At 69.5% G+C, this 24,630-nt stretch carries 20 protein-coding genes and 1 pseudogene; 12 read left to right on the forward strand and 9 right to left on the reverse strand.

Annotation, left to right across the window (positions count from 1 at the left end):
* Positions 1 to 38 precede the first annotated feature (38 nt).
* Both AB0J74_RS01120 and AB0J74_RS01125 read left to right on the forward strand, forming a co-directional pair.
* A complete protein-coding gene (locus AB0J74_RS01120) occupies positions 39 to 815 on the forward strand; it encodes a cyclase family protein (protein WP_363442957.1) in 777 nt (258 codons plus the stop codon).
* 2 nt (positions 816 to 817) lie between these two features.
* Positions 818 to 2,443, forward strand: coding sequence for a thiamine pyrophosphate-binding protein (locus AB0J74_RS01125; protein WP_363442959.1), 1,626 nt, complete (start codon positions 818 to 820; stop codon positions 2,441 to 2,443).
* 6 nt (positions 2,444 to 2,449) lie between these two features.
* Here the strand turns inward: AB0J74_RS01125 and AB0J74_RS01130 are convergent, their stop codons facing one another.
* The gene (locus AB0J74_RS01130; RefSeq protein WP_363442961.1) at positions 2,450 to 2,695 is read right to left on the reverse strand and encodes a DUF2630 family protein; all 246 of its coding nucleotides are present in this window, start codon (positions 2,693 to 2,695) and stop codon (positions 2,450 to 2,452) included.
* A 56-nt stretch (positions 2,696 to 2,751) separates the two neighbouring features.
* Entirely contained in the window at positions 2,752 to 5,526 is a 2,775-nt protein-coding gene (acnA, locus tag AB0J74_RS01135; protein ID WP_363442963.1) for an aconitate hydratase AcnA, read from the reverse strand.
* A gap of 146 nt (positions 5,527 to 5,672) precedes the next feature.
* Here acnA and AB0J74_RS01140 point away from each other — a divergent pair, with 146 nt between their 5' ends.
* Positions 5,673 to 6,182, forward strand: coding sequence for a hypothetical protein (locus tag AB0J74_RS01140; protein WP_363442965.1), 510 nt, complete (start codon positions 5,673 to 5,675; stop codon positions 6,180 to 6,182).
* Here the strand turns inward: AB0J74_RS01140 and AB0J74_RS01145 are convergent.
* Positions 6,175 to 6,330, reverse strand: coding sequence for a hypothetical protein (locus AB0J74_RS01145; protein ID WP_363442967.1), 156 nt, complete (start codon positions 6,328 to 6,330; stop codon positions 6,175 to 6,177). The genes AB0J74_RS01140 and AB0J74_RS01145 overlap by 8 nt on opposite strands.
* A gap of 18 nt (positions 6,331 to 6,348) precedes the next feature.
* Here AB0J74_RS01145 and AB0J74_RS01150 point away from each other — a divergent pair, with 18 nt between their 5' ends.
* On the forward strand, positions 6,349 to 7,005 hold the full coding sequence (locus AB0J74_RS01150; protein ID WP_363442969.1) for a hypothetical protein: 657 nt from the start codon (positions 6,349 to 6,351) through the stop codon (positions 7,003 to 7,005).
* On the forward strand, positions 7,002 to 8,261 hold the full coding sequence (locus AB0J74_RS01155; RefSeq protein ID WP_363442971.1) for an alpha/beta fold hydrolase: 1,260 nt from the start codon (positions 7,002 to 7,004) through the stop codon (positions 8,259 to 8,261). Before AB0J74_RS01150 ends, AB0J74_RS01155 begins: the two co-directional genes overlap by 4 nt.
* 210 nt (positions 8,262 to 8,471) lie before the next feature.
* Here AB0J74_RS01155 and AB0J74_RS01160 read toward each other — a convergent pair whose 3' ends face one another.
* Positions 8,472 to 9,707, reverse strand: coding sequence for a hypothetical protein (locus tag AB0J74_RS01160; RefSeq protein ID WP_363442973.1), 1,236 nt, complete (start codon positions 9,705 to 9,707; stop codon positions 8,472 to 8,474).
* Positions 9,708 to 9,769: 62 nt separating this feature from the next.
* Between AB0J74_RS01160 and AB0J74_RS01165 the strand changes: the two genes are divergently transcribed.
* Together AB0J74_RS01165 and pulA are read left to right on the forward strand one after the other, a co-directional pair.
* Entirely contained in the window at positions 9,770 to 10,159 is a 390-nt protein-coding gene (locus AB0J74_RS01165) for a hypothetical protein (RefSeq protein ID WP_363442975.1), read from the forward strand.
* A 28-nt stretch (positions 10,160 to 10,187) separates the two neighbouring features.
* A pseudogene (gene pulA / locus AB0J74_RS01170) lies at positions 10,188 to 12,818 on the forward strand (pullulanase-type alpha-1,6-glucosidase); the annotation flags it as partial.
* A gap of 195 nt (positions 12,819 to 13,013) precedes the next feature.
* Here pulA and AB0J74_RS01175 read toward each other — a convergent pair.
* From AB0J74_RS01175 to asnB, 5 genes are all read right to left on the reverse strand, one after another.
* Positions 13,014 to 14,897 (reverse strand): hypothetical protein, encoded by a 1,884-nt coding sequence (locus AB0J74_RS01175; RefSeq protein ID WP_363442977.1) that lies wholly within the window; start codon positions 14,895 to 14,897, stop codon positions 13,014 to 13,016.
* A 5-nt stretch (positions 14,898 to 14,902) separates the two neighbouring features.
* Positions 14,903 to 15,481: a LemA family protein gene (locus tag AB0J74_RS01180; protein WP_363442979.1), complete on the reverse strand. Its 579-nt coding sequence runs from the start codon at positions 15,479 to 15,481 to the stop codon at positions 14,903 to 14,905.
* A gap of 60 nt (positions 15,482 to 15,541) precedes the next feature.
* The gene (locus tag AB0J74_RS01185) at positions 15,542 to 16,015 is read right to left on the reverse strand and encodes a hypothetical protein (protein WP_363442981.1); all 474 of its coding nucleotides are present in this window, start codon (positions 16,013 to 16,015) and stop codon (positions 15,542 to 15,544) included.
* A gap of 8 nt (positions 16,016 to 16,023) precedes the next feature.
* The gene (locus AB0J74_RS01190) at positions 16,024 to 17,766 is read right to left on the reverse strand and encodes a RyR domain-containing protein (protein ID WP_363442983.1); all 1,743 of its coding nucleotides are present in this window, start codon (positions 17,764 to 17,766) and stop codon (positions 16,024 to 16,026) included.
* A gap of 76 nt (positions 17,767 to 17,842) precedes the next feature.
* On the reverse strand, positions 17,843 to 19,786 hold the full coding sequence (asnB, locus tag AB0J74_RS01195) for an asparagine synthase (glutamine-hydrolyzing) (protein WP_363442985.1): 1,944 nt from the start codon (positions 19,784 to 19,786) through the stop codon (positions 17,843 to 17,845).
* A gap of 155 nt (positions 19,787 to 19,941) precedes the next feature.
* Here asnB and AB0J74_RS01200 point away from each other — a divergent pair, with 155 nt between their 5' ends.
* From AB0J74_RS01200 to AB0J74_RS01220, 5 genes are all read left to right on the forward strand, one after another.
* Complete coding sequence (locus tag AB0J74_RS01200) at positions 19,942 to 21,423, forward strand: aminopeptidase P family protein (RefSeq protein ID WP_363442987.1); 1,482 nt, start codon at positions 19,942 to 19,944, stop codon at positions 21,421 to 21,423.
* A gap of 162 nt (positions 21,424 to 21,585) precedes the next feature.
* On the forward strand, positions 21,586 to 22,410 hold the full coding sequence (locus AB0J74_RS01205) for an SIR2 family protein (RefSeq protein ID WP_363442989.1): 825 nt from the start codon (positions 21,586 to 21,588) through the stop codon (positions 22,408 to 22,410).
* Positions 22,355 to 22,996 (forward strand): GTP cyclohydrolase II, encoded by a 642-nt coding sequence (locus AB0J74_RS01210; RefSeq protein ID WP_363442991.1) that lies wholly within the window; start codon positions 22,355 to 22,357, stop codon positions 22,994 to 22,996. The genes AB0J74_RS01205 and AB0J74_RS01210 overlap by 56 nt, the downstream gene beginning before the upstream one ends.
* Before the next feature lie 10 nt (positions 22,997 to 23,006).
* A complete protein-coding gene (locus AB0J74_RS01215) occupies positions 23,007 to 23,450 on the forward strand; it encodes a rhodanese-like domain-containing protein (protein WP_363442993.1) in 444 nt (147 codons plus the stop codon).
* A 27-nt stretch (positions 23,451 to 23,477) separates the two neighbouring features.
* Entirely contained in the window at positions 23,478 to 24,458 is a 981-nt protein-coding gene (locus AB0J74_RS01220; RefSeq protein ID WP_363442995.1) for a phosphoribosyltransferase family protein, read from the forward strand.
* The last annotated feature ends 172 nt before the right edge of the window (positions 24,459 to 24,630 follow it).

Here is a 24,630-nt window from a genome sequence, read left to right on the forward strand (position 1 = left end):
ACGCGCATGACCAGAAAGATCATCGAAGGGCGCCTGCCATGACTTCTGTCGCAGATCTGGTCGCCGCGCTCGGGTCCGGCGCGATCCGGGTCGTCGATCTCACCAACCCGCTCTCGGCCAGCACGCCGACGCTGCGGCTGCCGGAGCCGTTCGCCAACCTGGTCGACTTCAGCCTCGAGCAGGTGAGCGCCTACGACGCGCCGGGGCCGTTCTGGAAACACCACAACATCAGGACCGGCGAACACATCGGTACGCACCTCGACGCGCCCGTGCACTGGGTCACCGGGCGCGACGGGCACGACGTGTCGCAGATCCCGCCGAGCCGCCTCGTCGGCCCGGCCGCGGTCATGGACTTCACCACCGAAGCGTCGGCCGACCCCGACTTCCTCCTCGACGTCGACCACGTCGAGGCGTGGATCGCCGAGCACGGCGCGCTCGCCGAGGGCACCTGGCTGCTCTACCGCACCGGCTGGGACAAGTACGCCCACTCACAGGAGCAGTTCCTCAACGCCGACGAGAACGGGTCACACACGCCCGGCATCACCGCCGCCTGTGCCGAGTGGCTGGCGAAGAACACCCCGATCTCCGGCTTCGGCGTGGAGACCGTCGGCATCGACGCGGGCAACGCGGGCGGGCTCGAGCCGCCGTTCCCGGCCCATTTCCACCTGCTCGGCAACGACAAGTACGGCATCACCTCGCTGCAGAACCTCGCCCAACTGCCGCCAACCGGCGCCCTGCTCGTCGTGGCGCCGCTGCCGATCGTCGGCGGCACCGGCAGCCCGACCCGGGTCCTGGCCCTTGTGGATGGTCGATAGCGATGACCGGCACCGTCGCCGACGTGGTCGGCCAGACGCTGGCCACGCTCGGCGCGGGCCACTGCTTCGGTGTCGTCGGCAGCGGCAACTTCCGGGTGACCAACGCCCTGCGGTCCGGCGGCGTGCCGTTCACCGCCACCCGGCACGAGTCCGGCGCGGCGACGATGGCCGACGCGTACGCCCGGATGTCGGGTCAGGTCGCCCTGCTCTCCGTGCACCAGGGTTGCGGCCTCACCAACGCCGCGACCGGGATCTGTGAGGCGGCCAAGAGCCGCACCCCGCTGGTCGTGCTGGCCGCGGAGGCGGGCGGCCGCACCTCCAACTTCGCCATGGACCAGTCCGGTTTCGCGCAGAGCCTCGGCGCCATCGCCGAGCGTGTCCACAGTGGTGAATCGGCGGTCGACGACACCGTCCGGGCCTGGCGTCGGGCCCGCGACGAGCGCCGCACCGTCGTGCTCAACCTGCCCTTGAACGTGCAGGCACAACAGGCCACCGGGGGGCCACGGCCGGCGGAACCGCGCCCGGCACCGGTCCAACCGGCGAGCGAGGCGGTGGCGGCGCTCGCGGCACTGTTCCAGAGCGCGCGAAGGCCGGTCATCGTCGCCGGCCGCGGCGCCCGGGACGCCGGACCGCAGCTGCGCCGGCTGGGCGAGCTGACCGGTTCGCTGCTGGCCACGTCGGCGGTGGCGAACGGGCTGTTCCACGACGACCCGTACGCGCTGGGCATCTCCGGCGGGTTCGCCTCGCCCACGGCCGCGAGCCTGATCTCCCAGGCCGACCTGATCGTCGGCTTCGGGTGCGCCCTCAACATGTGGACGATGCGGCACGGCCGGCTCATCGCCGACGACGCCACCGTCGCCCAGGTCGACCTCGACCCCGCCGCCCTCGGCGTGCACCGCCCGATCCACCTCGGCGTCGTCGGCGACAGCGCCGCGACCGCCGACGCACTGGTCGCGCGGCTGGGCGAGAACCACGGCTACCGAAGCGACGAGATCCGCGACCGCATCGCCCGCACCGGCCGCTGGAACGACGAGCCGACCGAGGACCTCTCGACCGGCGACCGGATCGACCCCCGCGTGCTGAGCCGCGAACTCGACGCCATCCTGCCGGCCGAGCGGATCGTCGCGATCGACTCGGGCAACTTCATGGGCTACCCGAGCGCCTACCTGCGGGTGCCCGACGAGTTCGGCTTCTGCTTCACCCAGGCCTTCCAGTCGATCGGCCTGGGCCTGTCGACCGCGATCGGCGCGGCGCTGGCCCGACCCGACCGCCTCCCGGTGCTCGCCTCGGGCGACGGCGGCTTCCTCATGTCGATCGCCGAACTCGAGACCGCCGTGCGCCTGCGCCTCCCGCTGATCTGCGTCGTCTACAACGACGCGGCCTACGGCGCCGAGGTGCACCATTTCGGCCCGGACGCCGACCTGGGCACGGTGACGTTTCCGGACACCGACATCGCCGCCCTGGCGACCGGCTTCGGCGCGGGTGGCGTGACGGTCCGGACGACCGAAGACCTACACGGCATCACCGACTGGCTCCGGGAAGGGCCGAGCCGGCCGCTCGTCGTCGACGCGAAGATCGTCTCCGACGGCGGCTCGTGGTGGCTCGCGGAGGCCTTCAAGGGCCACTGACGTGGGTTACTGCAGGTAGCCCTCGACCTCGGAGACGGGCTCCGCGTTGACGGCGTCGGGGTCGGCGCCGGCCGCGCGGGCGGCCCGGCGGCGGCGGAGCAGGTCCCAGCACTGGTCCAGGGACTCCTCGAGCTCGCGCAGTCGCTGGCGCTCGTCGTCGGAGGAGATCTTGCCGGACTGCACCTGGGTGCGGAGCTGGTGCTCCTCGGTGACCAGGTCGTTGATCCGGCTCATCACGGTCTTGTCGTCCATAGCACCGAGCCTTGCACAGCGAAGGGCCCCCTGCGATCCAGGGGGCCCCAGCCGGTTCAGCTCGCCAGCATCTTGCGCAACACGAACTGCAGGATGCCACCGTGCCGGTAGTAGTCGGCCTCGCCCGGTGTGTCGATCCGGACGACCGCGTCGAAAGTGACGCCGGTGTCGGTGGTCACCTTCACCGTGCGCGGGGTCGATCCGTCGTTGAGCGCCTCGACGCCGGTGAACTCGAACGTCTCCGTGCCGGTCAGCCCGAGCGACTCGGCGGTCTGGCCCTGCGGGTACTGCAGCGGCAGCACGCCCATGCCGATCAGGTTGGAGCGGTGGATCCGCTCATAGGACTCGGCGATCACCGCGCGCACGCCGAGCAGCATCGTGCCCTTCGCGGCCCAGTCACGGGACGAGCCCGAGCCGTACTCCTTGCCCGCCAGCACGACCAACGGCACACCCGCTTCGGCGTACGCCACGGAAGCGTCGTAGATGGTGGTCTGCTCGCCCGTCAGGTGGTTGACCGTTGCGCCGCCCTCGACGCCGGGCACCAGTTGATTCCGCAGCCGGATGTTGGCGAACGTGCCGCGGATCATCACCTCGTGGTTGCCGCGCCGCGAGCCGTACGAGTTGAACTCGTGCCGGGCCACCCCGTGGTCGGCGAGGTAGCGGCCCGCGGGCGAGTCCGGCTTGATCGAACCGGCCGGCGAGATGTGGTCGGTGGTCACGGAGTCGCCCAGCTTGGCCAGCACCCGCGCGCCGTGGATGTCGGCGACCGGCTGCGGGTCGCGCGCCATGCCCTCGAAGTAGGGTGGCTTGCGCACGTAGGTCGACTCGCCGTCCCAGGCGAACGTGTCGCCGCTCGGGGTCGGCAGGCTCTGCCACTGCTCGTCGCCGGCGAACACGTCGGCGTAGTCGCGGGTGAACATCTCGCTGGCGATCGCCCGGCCGATGACCTCTTCGATCTCGGCGGCCGACGGCCAGATCTCGCTCAGGTAGACGTCCTTACCGTCGGCGCCCACGCCGATCGGCTCGTTGACCAGGTCGACGTCCATCGAGCCGGCGAGCGCGTAGGCGACCACCAGCGGCGGCGACGCCAGGTAGTTCATCTTGACGTCGGGGTTGATCCGGCCCTCGAAGTTGCGGTTGCCGGAGAGCACCGAGACCACCGAGAGGTCGTGCTCGGCGACGGCGGCCGAGATGGTCTCCGGCAGCGGGCCGGAGTTGCCGATGCACGTCGTGCAGCCGTAGCCGACCAGGTGGAAACCGAGCTTCTCCAGGTAGGGAGTGAGGCCGGCCCGCTCGTAGTAGTCCATGACCACCTTGGAGCCCGGCGCCAGCGTGGTCTTCACCCACGGCTTGCGGTTGAGGCCCTTGTCGACCGCGTTGCGGGCGAGCAGTGCCGCGCCGATCATCACCTGCGGGTTGGACGTGTTGGTGCAGGAGGTGATCGCGGCGATCACGACGGCGCCGTGGTCGAGCTCGTATTCCGTGCCGTCGTCACCGGTGACCCGCACCGGCTTCGAGGCCCGCCCGTCGGCGCCGCGCGCGGCCGACTCGTAGTCGGTCGGCTGGTCGGCAGGGTCGTCGACCTCGTTGGCCGGCGGGTCGCTGGCCGGGAACGACTCCTCGGACGCCTCGTCGGCCGGCCCGCTCTGCCCGACGTAGTCGGTCAGCACCGAACGGAAGATCGGCTTGGCGCTGGCCAGCGGGACGCGGTCCTGCGGGCGCTTGGGGCCGGCCAGCGAGGGCTCGATGGTGCCCAGGTCGAGCTCGAGGCGCTCCGAGTAGGCCGGCTCGCGCTCCGGGTCGTGCCAGAGGCCCTGCTCCTTGGCGTACGCCTCGACGAGCGCGACCTGCTGGGCGTCCCGGCCGGTCAGCGTCAGGTAGTTGATCGTCTCGGCGTCGATCGGGAAGATCGCGATGGTCGAGCCGTATTCCGGGCTCATGTTGCCGATGGTTGCCCGGTTGGCCAGCGGCACGGCGGCCACGCCGGGGCCGTAGAACTCGACGAACTTGCCGACCACGCCGTGCTTGCGCAGCATCTCGGTGATGGTCAGCACCAGGTCGGTCGCCGTGGTGCCGGCCGGCATCTCGCCGGAGAGCTTGAAGCCGACCACCCGCGGGATCAGCATCGACACCGGCTGGCCGAGCATCGCGGCCTCGGCCTCGATGCCGCCCACACCCCAGCCGACGACGCCCAGGCCGTTGACCATCGTGGTGTGCGAGTCGGTGCCGACGACCGTGTCGGGGTAGGCCTGGCCGTTGCGCTCCATGATCGTACGAGCCAGGTATTCGATGTTGACCTGGTGCACGATGCCCGTCCCGGGCGGCACGACCTTGAACTCGTTGAACGCGGTCTGGCCCCAACGGAGGAACTGGTAGCGCTCGCGGTTGCGCTGGTATTCGAGCTCGACGTTGCGGGCGAACGCGTCTTCGCGGCCGAACAGGTCGGCGATCACCGAGTGGTCGATGACCAGCTCGGCCGGCGCCAACGGGTTGACCTTGGTCGCGTCGCCGCCCAGGTCGCGGACCGCCTCGCGCATGGTGGCCAGGTCGACCACGCAGGGCACGCCGGTGAAGTCCTGCATCAGCACCCGGGCCGGGGTGAACTGGATCTCCACGCTCGGATCGGCGTCGGCGTCCCAGCCGGCCAGGGCCCGGATGTGGTCTTCGGTGATGTTGGCGCCGTCTTCGGTCCGGAGGAGGTTCTCCAGCAGGATCTTGAGGCTGTAGGGCAACCGCTCGTGCCCGTCGACCGTCGTGATCTTGAAAATCTCGTAGCTCGCGTCGTTGACGCGCAGCTGGCTCTTCGCACCGAAGGTGTCGAGGCTCGCCACGTCGTACTCCTTCTCCGCCTGTGTATGCACCAGTGTTTCGCAGCTGGCTACGCGGGGCGCCCTTAGGTTCGGCTAACCGCATTCATTTAAACCGTACGTCCGTCTTGTTTTCCGGTCAACCCGGGGCCGGTGATATCGTGCGGCCCGTGACCGACGTGCATCTTCAGGCCCAGCCGCGCATCGACGTCCTGGTGACGGACTTCGAGACCGAAGACCGGCGACTGCGCACCGACTATGTCGGCGTGGCCTGGATCGGCGACGAGCCCGACCCGGAGACCGGCCGGATGGGCGGCGAATACTCCCGCCGGCAGGTCGACACCCGGCTGTTCCTGCCCGACACCCACTGGTACGACGGCGACCAGCTGGACAGCGTCGAGGTGCAGGTCACGGCCGGCGTGCTCCAGGTCGCGCTCACCGAGCGCGGCACACAGGGCCTGCTCGGCGCGCTCAGCAGCCCCGAGGTCGAGTTCTACGAGCACCCCGAGGGTGAAGACGGCGTCGGCGTCTGCCTGTGGATCCGGGGCGAGATCCTCTCCAACGTCGCGCTGTCCTACCGCGTGACGGTGGTCTGCGACCCGATCGCCCTCAAGCGCAAGGGTGCCGTCGACGAGGGCGACCTGGCCGACGACCTCGAAGGCGTGCCGGCGGTCAGCTGACCTCGGTCTCCGCGAGCCTCTGTCGCAGCCGCTCGCGGACCTCGTCGGGCGTGTAGGCCCGCCGCTTGCGTTCGGCCCGCGCCAGCACCACACCGGTCGCCGCGACTCCGACCAGCCCGGCCACGCCCAGCACCTTCCACCACCGCATTCCACATAGGGTAGCGGGATGGCCATCACCCTCGATGCGGCGGTGGAGCTCGCGCGTACGGGCGACGTGTGGCTGTTCCGCGGCAGCTCCGTGCCCGACCGCGCGATCCGCATCGCCACCAACAGCCCGGTCAACCACGTCGGCATGTCGGTGGTGATCGAAGACCTGCCGGCCCTGATGTGGCACGCCGAGCTGGGGAAATCGCTTCGCGACCACTGGACCGGCGGCTTCCAGCGCGGCGTCCAGCTGCACGACCTGCGGGCCGCGGTGCTGCTCTGGGGCCGCCGCTACGGGCAGCGGGCCTGGCTGCGCCAGTTGCGTACGCCGGTCACGGCCGACATGGAGAACGCGGTGCTGCGCACGGTCGCCCGGCTCGACGGCACACCCTTCCCGTCGACGGCCCGGCTGGCCTGGCGCTGGGCCCGTGGCCGGGCGCCCGACCTGCGCACCGGCTTCTTCGCCGGCGACAAGCAGATCGCCGGCCCGGAGCGCGACGCCCGGCTGGAGACCGCCTACTGCGCCGAGGTCGTCGCGGTCACCTACGAGGCGATGGGCCTGCTGCCCGGCGGGAAGCGCCCCAACTGGTACGACCCCGGCCGGTTCTGGAGCGGCGACGAGTTGCGCCTCGAGGGCGGCGCCGAACTGGGCGACGAGATCGCCGTGGAGATACCGTGACGCGCGTACCCGGCCTGGTGCTGACCGACCACACGTTCACCGTCCCGCTCGACCACGCCGACCCGGCCGGCACGACGATCGAGGTCTTCGCCCGCGAGGTGGTGGCCACCGACCGGGCCGGCGACGACCTCCCCTGGCTGCTGTTCCTGCAGGGCGGCCCGGGCGGCAAGTCACCCCGGCCGTCGGCGCCCGACGAGCGGTGGCTCGGCCGGGCACTGAAGACCCACCGGCTGCTGCTGCTCGACCAGCGCGGCACCGGCCGCAGCACGCCGATCAGCGCGCGCACGGTCGCCGGCATGACCGACCGCGCGCTGGCCGACTACCTGCGCCTGTTCCGGGCCGACAGCATCGTCCGGGACGCGGAACTGATCCGGCGCCGGCTGCTCGGCGACGTGCGGTGGGAGACGCTCGGCCAGAGCTATGGCGGTTTCGTCACGCTGACCTACCTCAGTCTCGCACCGGCCGCGTTGCGGGCCTGCTACGTCACCGGCGGGCTGCCCGGGCTCTCGGCAACGGCCGACGACGTCTACTCGCGCACCTACCCGCGGGTGGCGGCGAAGAACGCCGGGTACTACGCGCGCTATCCCGACGACGTCGCCGCGATCCGGCTCCTGGCCGACGTGCTCGCGTCGTCCGACGTGCGGCTGCCCGACGGCGACCGGCTCACCGTCGACCGGTTCCGGGTGCTGGGCAACGCGTTCGGGATGGGCGACGGCTACGAGCGCGTGCACTGGCTGCTCGACGACGCCTGGCACGGCGACGAGCTGTCGGACCTGTTCCGGCACGAGGTGATGGCCCGCACCGGGTTCATCGACAACCCGCTGTTCGCGTTGCAGGAATACTGCTACGGCCAGTCCGGGCGGCCGACGGGCTGGGCCGCCGACCGCGCGATCCGCACCCGTCCGGAGTTCGCCACCGACGCCACCCCGCTGCTGCTGACCGGCGAGATGATGTACCCCTGGATGTTCCGCGACATCGCCGCGCTGCGCCCGTTCGCCGGGGCCGCCGACCTGCTGGCGACCGACGACTGGCCCGACCTCTACGACCCGGCCCGGCTGGCGGCCAACGAGGTCCCACTGGCCGCGGTCGTCTACTTCGACGACATGTACGTCGACGCCGACCTGTCGCTGGAGACGGCGCGCGCGGTCGGCAACACCAGGGTCTGGGTCACCAACGAGTACGAACACGACGGCAGCGCCGCCTCCCGCGGCCGCGTCCTGGCCCGCCTGATGGACATGGCCGCCGGCCGCATCTGAAGGCCAGCCTCGTCCATTAGTCTGATTGAGATGCGCGCTGTATTCAAGGAATGGCGAGATGAGATAACGCTTCTGCGTGACCTCGGAATCGTTAATTAGTCCAATGCCGTCGAGTGATTCGTGTTAGTGGAGTTCTGTGGATGGAGCGCACTAGCTGTGGACAGCCGCGGCCTATTGGGAGCAGGCGATTGTTGGTCCAGTTGCAGCGGTCTAATGCGCCTCGGCGGGTTCGGCGACCCAGGCCGAGAAGACCGGCAGGCTCATCCATGCCGCGCCCTCGGCGGTGTCGGGTTGCCAGCCGTCGCGCCAGGGGCGGTCGGCGACCGCGACCACCGCGTAGGGATGCCCGAACCGCAACTCCGCCGTCCGCCGCAGCCCGTCCTGCGGGATCGGCATGCTGACCCCGGCCATCATCGCCGAGACGGCCGCCGCCTCGAAGCCGAGGCGGGTGTAGCGGGCCATCGCCACCTGTGACGCCTCGTGCCAGCCGTCGGGGATGCCCAGCGCGTGCTTGGCCGCCGTCGCCGCGGCCGGGATGCCGAGGTCGGGGCGGTTGAGGTCGTGCCGGCTGAAAACCGACCAGGCCGGCAGCACCGCCCGGTGCACCTCTTCGCGGCCGCGCGGTGCCGCCGTCCGCACCTGCTCCTCGGTGATCGTCCACAGCGGACCCTCGCCGAGCGGCAGGTCGAAGAGCGAACGCCGGTCGACCGTGCCCCGGGTGGCCGAGGCGACCGCGAGCTCGTACGCGGCGGCGATCACGTCGACGGGCGCCGTGCCGGACGGTGCGATCACCGACGTGACCCGCAGCCCCTCGGTGGCGTAGCCGGTGTGCACCGCCACGTCGCCGATCGCGGGCACCCGGGCGACGAACGTCTCGTGGCCGTGCGAAGGGGTCTCCAGCACCTGCTCGACCGCGCCGAGCCACGGCGACGCCGCGCCGAGCCGGGCCGCCGGGGCCAGCGTGAACGGCCACGCCCAGGAGACCCGGGTCGCCAGCGCGGTCACCAGCAGCAACAGCGTCTCGGGGTTGATCTCGAGCGGCAGCTTCTTGATCAGGCCGAGCGTGTGCTCGTCGGCCCACGCGTCGGCCTCGGACTGTGACGGCAGTGGGCCCGTCTCGACCGACGCCGGCAGCTCGGCGATCCACTCGTCGACGGCGGGAATCGGCGGACCGGCCAGCCAGAGCGCGCCGGCCGAGAGCACCGCGGGGTGCGGGTCGTCGAGCAGCGCCGTCGCCACCTCGCGGGCGCTGATCAGGTCGACGCCGAGCGCGTCCTCCAGCTCCCGGGCGACGTCGCCGCCGACGGTGGCGGCCGGGGGAGCGCAGAGGGCGGCGAGCAGCCACGCACCGAGCGGGGAGGCCACGTGATGGTGGTCGCCGGCGGCGGCGTGCAGCCGTCTCGCGTAGCGGACCAGCGGCGCGCGCAGGTCGACGGCGGTGGTCATGCTGACCACTCTGCCAGGCGTGGCGGGTTTGCGCGGGCGTCGTACCGGCAACTTATCGGTCCGTGAACGCCAAGACCGACCTTGACGTCCTGTCCGACTTCTTCGACCGCTACGGCTCGGCCCTGACCACGGGCGACGTGGCCGCGCTGGCCGGCTGTTACGCGCTGCCGGGCAGCGTGGTGGCCGACGCGTACACGTTCACCTTCTCCTCTCCTGCCTCGGTCGCGCTCTCCTTCATCGGTGCCGCGCCCGACTATCAGGAGCGCGAGTTGATCGCGGCGCACGCCGGGATCGACGACGTCCAGCGACTGAGCGCGGCGCTGGCGCTGGTCACCGTCGAATGGGAGTTCCTCGACAGCCAGGGGCGCTCGGTGCCGGGGGAGCGCTACGTCTACCTGGTCCGCACCACCGCCGAGGGACCGGCCATCTGCACGGTCATCCACGCGGCCTGAGGGGCCCCGCGGGTGAGAGGATCTTCGGATGGATCTGACCCGGCAGCGGGCCTATTGGATCGACCGGTCCACGCTCGTCTGGCGCTTCGAGGGGCCGGTCGGCGACCGCCGCTGTGACCTGGTCTGGTCGCCGGACGCCGCGCTGGAGATCATCGACGGCGCGCTCACCGGGCCGCACGAGACCGTGCCGCTGCGGGTCCGGCCCGGCGGGCTGAGCACCCAGCAGCGCGCGGCATGGCCGCACCTCGCCGACCACACCGCGTTCACCGTCGAGGCCGACGTCGACACGATCAAGACGGCGCTGCGCGGCCAGGTCGTGGTCACCGCGCGCGACGAGGGCGGCTGGCTGTTGGTCGCGACCGGGGCACAACTGCCAGGCGTCCTCGACGACGTGTACGCCGACGCGGTGCACGCCGACCTCGGCTGCCGCTTCCACGACGACGGCGGTGTCACGATCTCCGTCTGGGCGCCGACGGCCCACTGGGTCGCCCTGGAGTGGTGGCCACCGGGCGGCACCGGCGCCGACCCCGAGGTGCTCGGCATGTGGCGCGACGACCACACCGGCGTCTGGCGGGTCGACGGCGACTGGGGCTGGACGGGCCGGCGCTACCGCTTCCGGGTCGAGGTCTACCACCCGGCGACCCAGCGCATCGAGACGATGAGCGTCACCGACCCGTACTCCGTCGCTCTGACCGCCAATTCCACCCACAGCGTCGTCGCCAACCTGCTCGACCCCCTGCTGATCCCGGCCGACTGGTCGGCGCTGCGCAAGCCGCGCGCGGTGACCCCGGCGCGGGCCCAGGTCTACGAGGTCTCGGTCCGCGACTTCTCGATCTACGACCAGACCGTGCCGGAGCCCAGACGCGGCACGTTCGCGGCGTTCGCCACCCCGAACAGCGCCGGCATGCGACACCTGCGACGCCTCGCCGACGCCGGCGTCACCCACCTGCACCTGCTGCCCGCCTTCGACTTCGCGACCGTGCCGGAGATCCGCGCCGACCAGGCGGTGCCGGCCGGTGACCTCGCGGCGCTGCCCCCGGACTCGGCCGACCAGCAGGACCGGATCGCCGAGGTCCGCGACCGCGACGGCTACAACTGGGGTTACGACCCGCTGCACTACTCGGTGCCAGAGGGCAGCTACTCGACGGACCCCGACGGGCCGCAACGGATCACCGAGTTCCGCGAGATGGTCGCCGCGCTCAACGGCGCGGGCCTACGCGTGGTGATGGACGTGGTCTACAACCACACGGTCGCCGGCGGGGTCAACCATCACGCGGTGCTCGACCGGATCGTGCCCGGCTACTACCACCGCCTGCTCGCCGACGGCCGCGTCGCCGACTCGACCTGCTGCGCCAACACCGCGCCGGAGCACGCGATGATGGGCAAACTGGTGGTCGACTCGGTGCTGCGCTGGGCGGTGGACTACAAGGTCGACGGCTTCCGCTTCGATCTGATGGGCCACCATCCGAAAGCCAACATCCTCGCCGTACGCGCGGCGCTCGACCGCCTGACCCCACAGCACGACGGCGTCGACGGCCGGGCGGTGCTGATCTACGGAGAGGGCTGGGACTTCGGCGAGGTGGCCGGCAACCAACGTTTCGTCCAGGCCAGCCAGCATCAACTCGCCGGCACCGGAATCGGCACCTTCAACGACCGCATGCGCGACGCGGTCCGCGGCGGCCAGGCGTTCGAGACCAACCCCCGAGCACAGGGGTACGCGACGGGCCTGTTCACCGACCCCAACGGCGACGGTGTCAACGGCCTCCCGGAGCACCAGCGGGCCCGCCTGCTCTTCCAGCAGGACCTGATCAAGATCGGCCTGACCGGAAACCTGTCCGCCTACCATTTCGTGGCCAGCAGCGGCGTGCAGGTCTCCGGCGGAACGTTCTATTACAACGGCTCACCCGCCGGCTACTGCGCGTCGCCGGGGGAGTGCGTGTCCTATGTGGATGCCCACGACAACGAGATCCTGTTCGACACGCTCGCCTTCAAGCTCCCGCCGTCCCTGTCTTCCCTGGACCGGGCCCGCATGCAGTTGCTGGCCCTGTCCTTCACGGTGCTGGGCCAGGGCATGGGCTTCCTGGCGGCGGGCTCCGAGCGCCTGCGCTCGAAGTCCCTGGACCGCAACTCCTTCGACTCGGGCGACTGGTTCAACGCGATCCGCTGGGACCCGTCCGAGGGCAACGGTTTCGGCCTGGGCCTACCGCCTGCGTGGGACAACCACGACAAGTGGCCCTTCGCGGCCCCGCTGCTGGCGGACCCGTCGCTGATCCCTTCGCCGGACGTGATCGAGTGGACGGTCGAGCGCTATCTCGAACTGCTGCGCATCCGCCGCGACTCACCGCTGTTCGGCCTGGACACGGCCGTAGAGGTGCAGGACCGGGTCTCGTTCCCGCTGTCCGGCCCGGCCGAAACCCCAGGCGTGGTGACGATGCGCCTGTCCGGCGTGGAAGACCTGGTGGTCGTCTTCAACGCCGTACCGGCCACCGTCACGCAGAAGATCCCCCGCCTGCGCGGCGGCGCCTTCGCCCTGCACCCGCACCAACGCGCCGGCGCCGACGAACGCCTCCTCCAGTCGGCCTTCGACCCGGCAACCGGCATCTTCACCGTGCCGGCCCGCACGGTGTCCGTCTTCACCGGCACGTCGCTGCGGGGGTAGGTGTCTCTCGGCGCCTACATGCCAAAACATGTCGCCACACGCTTTGGCATGTACGCCGTGTGCGCACCCTCCCCCCGGGGCGCGCGGCTCACGTCAGCCGTCCACCCGTCGCTCCAGGCCGTTGACAGGGAGTGGTCCGGGCCGCGCCCGCGGATTCGTCCCGCCGAGAGGCGGGCGCGGGCGGCGGGTGTTTGGTCAGAGTCGGGTGGCGACCTGGCCCATCAGCCACGGCAGGTGGGGTGCGGCCGCGCGGCCGCTGCGGTGCAGCACCAGGATGACGACCGCGTCGCCGCGGCGGATGGCCGCGCCCGACTCGCTCAGATAGGCCTCGTCGCCCAGGCCCGGCAACGGTGTGCCACGCTTCGCCGCCGCCCACCACAGCTTCGCCATCGGGCCGCGTTGCATCTGGATCATCGCTACCGGCTTGCCGTCCAGGGTCTCGTACAGGCCGTTGATGGGGCCGATGTCGCGGACCTGGATCGGGGCGCCAACCGCACGCGCGACCTCGTCCGCGGTGAGGACCGCGGTGGCGACCTGGGTGCGCAGCGCGACCGGCGCCTTCCTGCCCTCGCCCAGCGCCTCCGCGACCAGGTTCTCCGTGTTGTCCTCCGTGTCGAACCCGCGGTGCAGGGCGTGTCCGCCGCCCTCGCGCAGGACCTTGATCTCGGTCACCCGGCGGGTCCACCGGCGCACCGAGATCCGCACCAGGTCGCCCGGTGACGAGCGGCTCGACCACTCCGAGGGCAGGCCCCAGGCCACCGTGCGGTCGGTCGTGCCGTCGTCGACGGCCAGGTGGTGCAGCCACGGGATGGACGGGCGGTCTTCGCCCTGCGAGGCGGTCTTCCATACCGAGACCCAGAGCACCTCGCCGGTGATCTCCACCGGGGTGTAGTGATCGACGGCGGCGCGGATGATCCGGTAGAGGCCCCAGACGATCAGCAGGGTGGCCAGCAGCGCGGCGCCGAGGCGGGTCGGCGAGGTGAAGGTCGAGATGTCTTCGCCGGCCCAACTGCTGTTCAGGGCGCCGACCTTGTCCGGCACCGCGTCGGGCAGGGTGCGGCTGACGAGCGCCAGGCCGAAGCCCAGCGCGAGCCGCCACACGCCGCCCTTGACCAGGGTGCCGGTCGCTTGGCCGTAGCGGTCGAAGAAGCGCGGGTAGCGCACCTTGACCCGGCGCCAGGAGCCGCCGTAGGAGGACCAGACCAGGTACTTCGAGCCCATCCCGAGGTCGAGGGCCGCGGTGGCGGCGTGCGCGACGTGCACGGCGGCGCCGTACCCCAGGTAGCGGTCCCAGACCATCACCGCTGCGGGCGGCAGGTCGGCGAACGCGTCGTGGCCGGCCAACCAGTCGCGGACGCCGAGCCAGCGGGCGGCGGCCTCGCGACCCGCGGGGGTGGAGCGCTCACCGCGGTAGCGGCCCGAGAAATAGCCGAACACCGAGATCAGGATGGGAACGACCGCGAACATCGAGCCATAGCCGCCGCCCTTGTCCTCCGGCGCGGCGCTGCGCTCGATCTGGAGGGCGAGCGCGAACGCGAGCGACAGCGCCGGCGCGATGGAAGCGGTGGTCAGCAGCGTCACCTGGGCCTTGCTGATCCGGCGCCGGGACAGGCCCAGGCGGCGGGCGTGCGCGACCACCTCGGCGTTGAACCGGCGGGCCCAACCCTTGGCCTGGCCGGCGTCGCGGAACGTGAGCGCGGTCAGTGGGACCACGCCGCCGACCGCGGCGGCCCGGATGCGCGACAGCAGGCGCTGCTCGAAGGGCAGCAGGTCGGGGCCGGCCGGCGGCTGGGGGTTGACGTGGATGGTGCTGTGCACCGGGTCGTCGGACGCCTGCCGGATCTCGTAGTAGCGCCGGCCGGCCAGGTCGAGCAGGGTCGCCTCGGCGGCGTCCTCGTCAGGCCGGCCCCAGCGGTTGGCGAGCAGGTTGACCACGGCCGGCGGCTCGGGGCCCAGGTCCATGGTGGCCGGCGCCGGCGAAGGGAGCGACGACCGGGTGAACAGCAGGATCAGGCCGTAGAGGCCGGCCCAGGCCGCCGTCGCCAGGACGGCGACGGCGATGGCGATGGTGAGCGACATGGAGGTCAGAAACGGACCTGAACCGGGGCCTGCTCGGCGCCCGAGGCCTGGAAGTAGCCGGCCGGCTTGATCCCGGCGATGGGGGCCACGAACATGCTCGGGAACGAGTGCGCGGTGTTGTCGAGCGTCTGTACGGCCGTGTTGTAGAACTGCCGGGCGTACGCGATCTTGTCCTCGGTGTTGGCCAACTCGCTCTGCAGGTGCAGGAAGTTCTGGCTGGCCTTGAGGTCCGGGTAGGCCTCGACGAGCGCGAACAACCGGCCCAGGCTCTGCGTCAGCAGGCCCTCCGCGGCGGAGCGCTGCTCGACCGACGGGCTCGCACCGGCCGCCATCGCGCCGGCCCGCGCCGCCACCACCGCCTCGAGCGTCGCGCGCTCGTGGCCGGCGTACCCCTTGACGGTCTCGACCAGGTTTGGCACCAGGTCATGACGGCGCTTGAGCTGCACGTCGATCTGCGCCCAGGACGCACGGACCTGGTTGCGCTGGCGGATCAGGACGTTGAACGTGTGCACCGCCCAGAACAGGACCAGCACGGCGATGACAGCGACCACGATGATCGCGATGACCAGGGGACTGAGGTTCATGGCGCATGGTGAACCGGGTTTCATGAACAAGGGGCAAACCTGTCAGGCAACTGACAGAAGTCACCCGCGCCGTGCACCTTCGGGCCAGAGCACGGTCACCGGCAGGCCACGCGCCCGAGCGGCGCGCACCACGTTGGCGGTGCTGCTGACCACGTCGGACGGTGCGCCGTCCCAGACCGCGATGAGCAGGTCGACCCGCCCGAGCAACTCGGCGCTGGCGGCGAAGTAGGCGTCGGGCCCCGACTCCGGAAAAGGCAGGTAGTCGACCCGGATCGCCTTGCCCAGCAGGTCGTCGAAGGCTTTCGGGTCGGCCACCATGCTGCGGTAGTCGGCGGCCGGCAACACGACCTCGTAGGTGCCGCCGAGCGCGGCGACCGCCCGGGCGAAGAGTTGGTCGGCCCCGTCGGCAAGGCAGGTGACACCGTGCGGCGGCGAGTCCCCGTGTGCGGCGAGGGCTGCGGTGAGGCTGGCGTAGACCAGCTCGGCGGTGCCAGCCGCGAGCCGAACGTGCCCGGTGACCCCGATGCGGGGCATGCCTCCTCCTACGTCCGCAGCCGGACTATGCGGAAGCCGGCATCCGCGAGAATAGCCGGCAACTGCCGGATCTCGTCGAGATTGCGGTCGCGCATCTCGTCGTGGAGTGCGGGCCAGCCGGCCATCGCGGGGTGCAGCTTGTGCTCGTCGTCGCGGACGGCCGCGAAGCGCCAGCCGTTGGCGGCCCGGTCGGTGCGCCAGCGCTCGTGCTCCATGATGGCCAGCCGCTCGACCTCGTCGTCGTCCAGCGTGTGCTCGCGACCCGGCCCGACCCGGGGCGATAGCGTGCAGCCGATCGCGCGCAGCTTGCGGCCGATGTCGTCGGCCTGCGCCCGGTTGGTCACCCGCAGCCGGTCGGGCAGCTCGTGCCAGGGCACCAGGGCCGGGTTGTCGTCGGGCCGGGCGCCGCGGCGGACGAGGTCGAGCACGTAGCGTTCGTGGATCACCCGGGCCAGCCGCTCGACCAGGTCGTCACCGATCAGGGCCGGATCACATGCCGCGTGTACGACGCCGAAGAGCCGCAACGTGCCGGACAGCTCGTCGAGCACCCGGTCGCCGCCGTCGAACGCCTCGCGCAGGCTGGCCAGCCGGTCGAGCCGGACGACCACCGAGCCGGGCTCGCCCGGCCACACCTGCTCGGCGGTCAGGGCCGCCTTGAGCGCCTGCTGCTCGTCGTCGTAACAGATGAACACCCGGTCGGGCACCGGCCCGTCGCTCGGGGTCGCCAGCAGCCGGTCGAAGCCGACGTCATGCGGCGTGATCTTGCAGACCTTGGTCAGGAACGGGTAGCGGTCGGTCAGGTGGGTCACGGCGGCGGCCGCCTCCGGGTCGACGATCTCGATCGGCAGCGGCTGGGCCGCCGGGTCGCGGATCCGCCACTGGCGGGCCAGTTCGACCAGGACGGCACGGCCGAACGCGGTGGCGCCGAGGATGGCGATGGTCGGCGGCCGCTCCCCGGGCAGCGCCAGCGGCTCGCGGGCCACGAGGTGGCGGGCGGCGAGGTCGTCGATGTTGAAGAAGTCGAGCCGGGTGCCGCGCGGGGTCGGCGCGCTGAGCAGCCGGGCCTGCAGGGCGGCGCAGACTTCGGGGTCGGCGACCTGGGCGTACACGGCCAGGGTGTCGCCGTTGCGCCGCGGCCGGGCGGCGGCCAGCGCGATCGCGGTGTTGGCGGCGCTGTCATCGGTGCAGGCGTAGACCGCCTTGGCCCGCCCGACGCTGGCGGCCCGCAGGATGTCGGGGTCGCGCGCGGCGCCGGCGACCCGCGGCGCCGGCCCGGTCTCGGCGACCCGGCTCGGCACGGTCACCACCTGACGGCCGGCCTGCCGCAGCCGCCGCGCCAGCGTGGTGGCGACCAGGGTGTCGCCGACGACGATGACATGGCCGCGGGCCGTGCGCGCCTTGAGCCGCTTGATCTCCGCGGCGAAGAGCAGGCGAGAGGCTTCGATCAGGGCGTACGCGGTGACGGTGGGCGCCGCGAACCGGGCGAAGTCGAGGATCGTCGGGAACGGCCCGCCCGCGTCGAGGGGCGGCGAGCCGAGCACGAACAGTTGCAGCGCGTAGTAGAGGACGTCGAGCGGCTGGCCGCTGTAGCCGAGGTCGGGATTCTCCCGGAGGTATTGCTCGAGCCCGATCAGCCCGCAGCCGAACGAGATGACGGCCAGGATCGCGAAGGCGAGCCAGAGCACGGGCGCGACCGGCGGCCGGGGCAGGTCACTCAACCCGCCGGTGCCACTCCCGCTCCGGCCCGCCATGCCGCCATGTTATCGGCCACAGTAGATGTTGATCGCATTCACTCAACGCGTTGTGTGCCTCCGCGGGTCCGGTCGATCAGGCCACCATCGAGCCGACGACCGGCTTGGTCAGCAGGGCCGACTGGTTGCGCTGGATGCCCGGGTCCAGGGTGCGGGCCACGTAGATGGCGTGCCAGATGCAGAAGACCAGGACCGTCCAGACCTTGCGGCTGTAGTCGACGTCGCCCTTCTTGTGTTCGTCCAGCAGGCGTAGCGCGTAGTTGAGGTCGATCAGGTCGCCGGCGCCCGAGGTGGCGATGATGTGGCGGGCCCACTCGTACATCTCGCCGGCCAGCCAGACCCTTGTCGGGGTCGGGAAGCCCAGTTTCTTGCGGTTGACGATCGCCGGCGGGACGACGCCCTGCAGGGCCTGGCGCATCGCCCATTTCGTCGCGTCGGAGCGCGGCGGGAGCTTCAGGTCGACCGGCAGGCGGGCGGCCACGTCGAAGACCTCGCGGTCCAGGAACGGGACGCGCACCTCCAGCGAGTGGGCCATCGAGATGCGGTCGGCCTTGACCAGGATGTCGCCACGCAGCCAGGTGTAGAGGTCGATGTATTGCATCTTCGTGACGTCGTCCAACTCCGCCGCCTCGGCGTAGAACGGCGCGGTGACGTCCGTGTAGCGCACCGACGGGTCGTACCGGCGGAGCAGGCTCTGCTTCTCTTCCTCGGTGAACATCCGGGCGTTGCCGTAGTAGCGCTCCTCGATCGGCGTCGTGCCCCGTTCCAGGAAGCTCTTGCCCTTCACGCCCTGCGGGATGACCTTGGAGACGGCCCGCAGGCCCTTCTGCATCGGGTCGGGCAGGGAGTTGACCGCGTTGAGGGACAGCGGCTCGCGGTAGATCGTGTAGCCGCCGAAGAACTCGTCGGCGCCCTCGCCGGACAGGACCACCGTGACGTGTTCGGCGGCCTTGCGGGCCACGAAGTAGAGCGGCACCAGGGCCGGGTCCGCCACCGGGTCGTCGAGGTGCCAGATGATCCGGGGCAGGGCCTCCATCATGTCCTGCGGCCCGATCTTGGTCGGGATCGTGGTCACCTCGAGGTGCCGCGCCGAGTCCTGGGCGACCTCGATCTCGGAGTAGCCGGGTACGTCGTACCCGACGGTGAAGGTCAGGATGTTGGGGTTGAACTCTCTGGAGAGCGCGACCACCGCGGTGCTGTCGATGCCGCTGGACAGGAACGCGCCGACCGGCACGTCGGAGCGCATGTGCAGGCGCACGCTCTCGCGGAGCGTCTCGCGGATCTCGGTGAACACCCGCTCCTGGTCGGAGACCGGCGCCGGGGTGAAGACCGGGCGGTACCAGCGGCGGATCTCGGGCTGGTAGCCGGGCGTCCAGGTCAGGTACTCGCCCGAGCCGATCCGGGAGATGCCCTGGTGGAGCGTGCCGGGCTCGGGCACGTACTGCAGGGTCAGGTAGTGCGACAGGTTGGCGGTGTCGACGCCCGCGTCGCCGGCGTGCGCGGCGGGGGCGAAGGGGAGCAGCGCCTTCTTCTCGGAGGCGAGGTAGATCCCGTCGACCGTCTGCAGGAAGTGCAGCGGCTTGATGCCGAAGTAGTCGCGGGCGGCGAACGCCCGCCGCTCCTGGCGGTCCCAGATCACGAACGCGAACATGCCGCGCAGGCGGGTGAGCACCTTCTCGCCCCAGAAGTGATAGCCGGCGGCGATCACCTCGCCGTCACCCTGGGTGGCGAAGGTGGCGCCGTAGTCGCGGGCCAGCTCCTCACGCAGCTCGATGTAGTTGTAGATCTCGCCGTTGAAGGTCAGCAGGTAGCGCCCGCCCGCATAGGGCAGCGGCTCGTGGCTGAACGCCACGTCGATGATCGACAGCCGCTTGTGGGCGAACACCGCGTCGTTGCCGATGACCTCGACGCCGGTCTCGTCAGGGCCACGGTGGTGTAGGCACTCCAACGCGCCGGCGATCGCGTCGCGGTGGGCGCCGGCCGCCCCGTGCGCGCTGAAGAAGGCCAGGATTCCGCACATGGCGGCCATCTTTTCATGGGTCGCCCAGTGGCCGGCCGCCTCCCATCGGATTGGGCTGGCGTGGCGAGGTAGCTTGTCTGCTGGAGCGCGATCAATGGGGAGGCGTGATGGGTGAGTCTGCGGCGGCTGTGGGTGGGGAACCGACCGAGCCGGTCATGAGCGAGAGCACCGCGAAGGTCGAGGCGCACGACCCAGCCTTCCCGGCCAAGTTCCTCGAGTTCATGCGCACCGGCTGGGCCGAAGACTCGCTCGCCGTCCAGCCGTCGCCGGGCACGCCGCGCTATGCCGAGCGCCGGGCCGCGCTGTCGGCGCAGTTCCCCGGTGAGACGTTGATCATCCCGACCGGGCGTGAGAAGACCCGGGCCAACGACACGGAATACCCGTTCCGCGCGGGCAGCGACTTCGCCTACCTGACCGGCGACCTCGACCCCGACAGCGTGCTGGTCTTCCACCCGGTCGGCGACGGCCACGACGCGGTGCTCTACACGAAGCCCCGTAACTCGCGGGAGACCGACGATTTCTTCCGCAGCCGCGACGGTGAGCTGTGGGTCGGCCGCCGGGCGACGCTGACCGAGAAGTCGGCCGAGCTGGGTGTCGAGACGACGGTGTTGACCGACCTGGAGCGGGTGCTGGGCGACTGCGCACCGCGCCGCACCCGGGTGTTGCGCGGCTTCGACCCGGAGGTCGACGCGGCCGTCCGACCGTGGACAGAACGGGACGAGAAGGATCAAAAGGCACGAGACGGGCGTACGCGCGATCAGGAGCTGGCGACCGCGATCTCGGAGCTGAAGCTGGTCAAGGACCCGTGGGAGATCGAGCAGCTGCAGGACGCGATCGACGCGACGGTGCGCGGTTTCGAGGACGTCGCCCGGATCCTGCCGGCCGACCGCGGGGTGCGGGAGCGCCTGATCGAGGGCGTCTTCGGGCTGCGGGCCCGGTACGAGGGCAACGACGTGGGCTACAGCTCGATCGTCGGCGCCGGCCGGCACGCCACCACGCTGCACTGGGTCCGCAACGACGGCGTGACGGTGCCCGGCGAGCTGCTGCTGATGGACATGGGCGTGGAGAACCGCAACCTCTACACGGCTGACGTGACCCGGACGGTCCCCGTCTCGGGGTCGTTCAGCGCGTTGCAGCGCGATGTCTACGACATCGTGTACCGCTCGCAGCAGGCCGGCATCGACTTCATCAAGCCGGGCGTCAAGTTCGAAGACATCCACCTGACCTGCATGCGGGTGCTGGCCGAGGGCCTGGCCGACCTGGGTGTGCTCCCGGTCAGCGTCGACGAGGCGATGGACAAGGAATCGACGATCTACCGCCGCTGGACGCTGCACAGCTTCGGCCACATGCTCGGCATCGACGTGCACGACTGCTCGAACGCCCGCAAGGAAAACTACCGCGACGGCGTGGTGGCCGAGAACTACGTGCTCACCGTGGAGCCGGGCCTCTACTTCCAGGCGGAGGACGAACTGGTGCCGGCTGAGCTGCGCGGTATCGGCGTCCGCATCGAAGACGACGTCCTGGTCACCGCGACCGGCACCCGGGTGATGTCAGAAGGGCTGCCCCGCTCGTCGGCCCAGGTCGAGGAATGGATGGCCGCCCAGCGCGCCGCCGGCCCCCGCCTCCCTGGCGCCTGATCAGCCCCGGTCGACGATTCGACATTGACCTGTTGCCGGCGAGTCTGTGCAGACGTCCCCGGAGCGGCAAGTCAAAAGGCAGGTGTGTCGAAGCATGTGATCAAGCGATGACGACCTATAAGATGACGCCTGAGCATCCGGCCCATGGGCGGAGGAGGCGTCGTGACAAAAGACGTGATCCTTAAGCGCATGGCGGCCGAGATCAAGCAGAACAACTTGGTCCTGTTCGTCGGAGCCGGCATGTCGGCAGGCGCCGGACTGCCCGGCTGGGCCGACCTTATTGGTCCGCTCGCCGTCGATATCGGCCGAGCCGTGCCCGTCCCAGGTCCCGGATTCGGGGAACAACTGTTAGAGATAGCGGCCGAATTCGAAGCGTCGCATGGCAGAAACGCGCTAGTTCGTCATCTGCGACAAGAGCTCGCCGGGCCACTTCCTCTGCCGACAACAACCCACGAATACCTACCCAGGCTCTTGCCTAGGGGAGTGCTTGTTACCACGAATTACGATGAACTAATCGAACGTGCGTACTTCAATGCGACGGTGCCCGCGCAAACGATGATCTCGGATTCAGACCTTCCTTACTGGAACGGGGCCGGTGCACAACTGATCAAGCTACGAGGGGACATCAACCGGCCGGAGGGGCTGGTAGTCACCCGTCGCGATTACGACAATCACCCGCTGAAACAGCCGGTCCTACACCAGCAACTCACGGCCATTCTGGCCACGCGCACGGCACTATTTGTTGGATACAGCCATTCCGACCCTGACACCACAATGCTACTCCATCGGTTACAACACCAGCTTGGTGTGCACATGCGTACGTGGTACACAGTTCAGTTCGACATAAGCACGACTGCGGCCCAAGCATGGTCGCGGAGCCACCAGGGAGTTCTTCCATTCGTGCTAAGCAGTTCCGGATCCACGAGAACCGATGCCCTGTGCAGCTTTCTGTCTGACCTCCACGACGAAGTCAAGAAGGGTCCCTGACGTGGACGCATCTCCGACGGCTCGGTTTCACACGCGATTCGGCGAGTTCAGCCTCGCCGCGTTCCGCGGAGGCACAGACGATGTACACACTGCCATGTGGACAGGAGAACTGGCTACTGCGGATCCCGTAACGCTTCGAGTCCAGTCGAGTTGTATCACAAGCACCGCACTGCTGGGCGACGTCTGCGACTGCGCTGAGCAGATCGGATTGGCCTTGAGCTACATCGCCAGACAAGGCCGAGGCATCTACATCTACCTGGATCAGGAGGGAAGGGGGCTGGGGCTGTACGAGAAGGTCACCGGGATTGCCCAGATGAACGCGGGAGCAGATACGGTAACAGCCTATACGGACCGCGGGTTCGCGCCGGACGCGCGCACCTACGAAGACGCCGCGCAAATTGTTCGGGCTTTGGGGGTGCACTCGGAGCTTCTGTTGATGACAAATAACCCGCACAAGCTGCGCGCCTTCGCTGAGGAGGGTTTCTCGGTGCAGCGGGTGCCTCTTGAAGTCAATCCAACGGCACGTACGCGCGCCTACCTTTCCAGCAAGAAGACGAAGCTTGGTCATTTGCTCGACCTCGTTTAGAGGAGATATCGTGACTCGACCAGACGAAGGCCTGTTGGCGGCCTGTCGCAGCTTCCTGTCGCGCATCCCGCAGAACCTCAACTACCTGACGGCCCCCGAGCTCCAGGATTTGCTTGAGGCTCGGCCCGAATCGGTGTTTCTTCTCGACAACCGCACTCCTGAGGCGTTCGCGCGCGGCCATATCCACGGCGCCGTCAACATCTGGATCAAGGAAGCCTTGACTGACGAGAACATTGCAAGGATTCCCACGGACCGCACAATCGTAGTTTGTTGCTGGGTCGGCCACACTGCCAGTCAGCTGTTAACGGTCCTCCAGCTGCTTGGGTACGACGCGATCGGGCTCAAGTACGGAATGGGCGAGCCCGCCAATCCGAGCGAGCCTCGGCTCGGCTGGACCGACTACCAGTTCGACACGGATCGGCTGGAACCGGCTCAGACTAATGACGAGCCCTGACTTGGGTGCCTAGACAGGAGATGAAGGTTGGATTCATATGAAGTTGGAATCGGTGAGTTGCGGCGACGCCTGCCGATCCGCGAACTGAACTCCAGGACACGGATCGCCTACGTTCAGCTTCACGGAGACATCGAGTTGTGCGAAACCGCAGCCCGTGCCCTTGCTAAGCGCGCGGCGGGGCCCTGTGACATGATCGTCGCGCCCGAGTCGAAGGCCATTCCACTCGCCCACGAGGTCGCCCGGCTGATTGACCGGCCTTATATTGTACTCCGGAAGGCCGACAAGCAGTACATGGACGCAGCCATGACCGAACCCGTCCAAGCGTTTACGTCGAGGACGAGAGAGGGCCTCTGTCTCGACGCTGCAGACGCTGAGAGGTTGCGCGAAATGCGCGTGTGGATCGTCGATGACGTGGTGACGACGGGCAGCACGATGCGCGCCGCACGTCGACTGGTTGAGCGCGCCGGCGGTGCCGTGGTCGATCAACTTGCGATTTTCAAAGAGGGCACATTGTCTGTCTCCGACAGAGTCTCGGTGCTAGCCGAGCTTCCCATCTTCCAGTCTCCGACGCCTATGCAAGCTGAGAGCTTCGTGGATTCGGGCTTTCACCACAACGCACTCAAGCTGCGCGACGAATGGCCGACAGTATATACCGCTCTTTCGAAGCACAGCTTTTGCTATCGGGTTTTTGTCACGAAGTACGTTCTTGATGGCCAGAGGGTGCCCTTGAATCCCGCGATGAACTTTGACTTCGCGTTTCACGGTTTGTCCGAGAAGTCAGAGGTCATAACCGCTAACAACAACCTGATCAGGCTCGCTGACGAGGTGTGGGTCTTTGGCCCGATAAGCGATGGCGTGCTCGCGGAGATTCTTATTGCAGAAGAGCTCGGCAAGCCGGTCCGCTTCCACCGCGTGGGGTTCGAGGTGGCGGAGATATCGCGGGATGACTGCGACTACGAGGACGACGTCGCGCCTTACGTGCGAAAGTCGGATCTTACGGTGAGTTAGGAATCATTGGCGTGTCCCGAAAAACGCGCAACGTGGATAGCTCCGTTCGTCGGCAAATCGCGACGGAGATTAGTCGTGACGGGTGCATTTTTGTAATAGGCGATCTGATCTACCAGGGTTCCGGGGTACCCACCCGCGGGGATTTGGCCGAGCATCTTGCCCAACTGTCGGG

The sequence above is a fragment of the Asanoa sp. NPDC049573 genome (genome assembly GCF_040676615.1).
In the GTDB taxonomy this organism is placed as follows: domain Bacteria; phylum Actinomycetota; class Actinomycetes; order Mycobacteriales; family Micromonosporaceae; genus Asanoa.

Coding starts and splice junctions, on each gene's coding strand:
- AB0J74_RS01210 (WP_363442991.1), top strand. CDS start 22,355: ATGCCCTGTGCAGCTTTCTGTCTGACCTCCACGACGAAGTCAAGAAGG.
- AB0J74_RS01125 (WP_363442959.1), top strand. CDS start 818: ATGACCGGCACCGTCGCCGACGTGGTCGGCCAGACGCTGGCCACGCTC.
- AB0J74_RS01190 (WP_363442983.1), bottom strand. CDS start 17,766: ATGGCGGGCCGGAGCGGGAGTGGCACCGGCGGGTTGAGTGACCTGCCC.
- AB0J74_RS01120 (WP_363442957.1), top strand. CDS start 39: ATGACTTCTGTCGCAGATCTGGTCGCCGCGCTCGGGTCCGGCGCGATC.
- AB0J74_RS01185 (WP_363442981.1), bottom strand. CDS start 16,015: ATGCCCCGCATCGGGGTCACCGGGCACGTTCGGCTCGCGGCTGGCACC.
- AB0J74_RS01160 (WP_363442973.1), bottom strand. CDS start 9,707: ATGACCACCGCCGTCGACCTGCGCGCGCCGCTGGTCCGCTACGCGAGA.
- AB0J74_RS01150 (WP_363442969.1), top strand. CDS start 6,349: ATGGCCATCACCCTCGATGCGGCGGTGGAGCTCGCGCGTACGGGCGAC.
- AB0J74_RS01175 (WP_363442977.1), bottom strand. CDS start 14,897: ATGTCGCTCACCATCGCCATCGCCGTCGCCGTCCTGGCGACGGCGGCC.
- asnB (WP_363442985.1), bottom strand. CDS start 19,786: ATGTGCGGAATCCTGGCCTTCTTCAGCGCGCACGGGGCGGCCGGCGCC.
- AB0J74_RS01130 (WP_363442961.1), bottom strand. CDS start 2,695: ATGGACGACAAGACCGTGATGAGCCGGATCAACGACCTGGTCACCGAG.
- AB0J74_RS01145 (WP_363442967.1), bottom strand. CDS start 6,330: ATGCGGTGGTGGAAGGTGCTGGGCGTGGCCGGGCTGGTCGGAGTCGCG.
- AB0J74_RS01200 (WP_363442987.1), top strand. CDS start 19,942: ATGAGCGAGAGCACCGCGAAGGTCGAGGCGCACGACCCAGCCTTCCCG.
- AB0J74_RS01180 (WP_363442979.1), bottom strand. CDS start 15,481: ATGAACCTCAGTCCCCTGGTCATCGCGATCATCGTGGTCGCTGTCATC.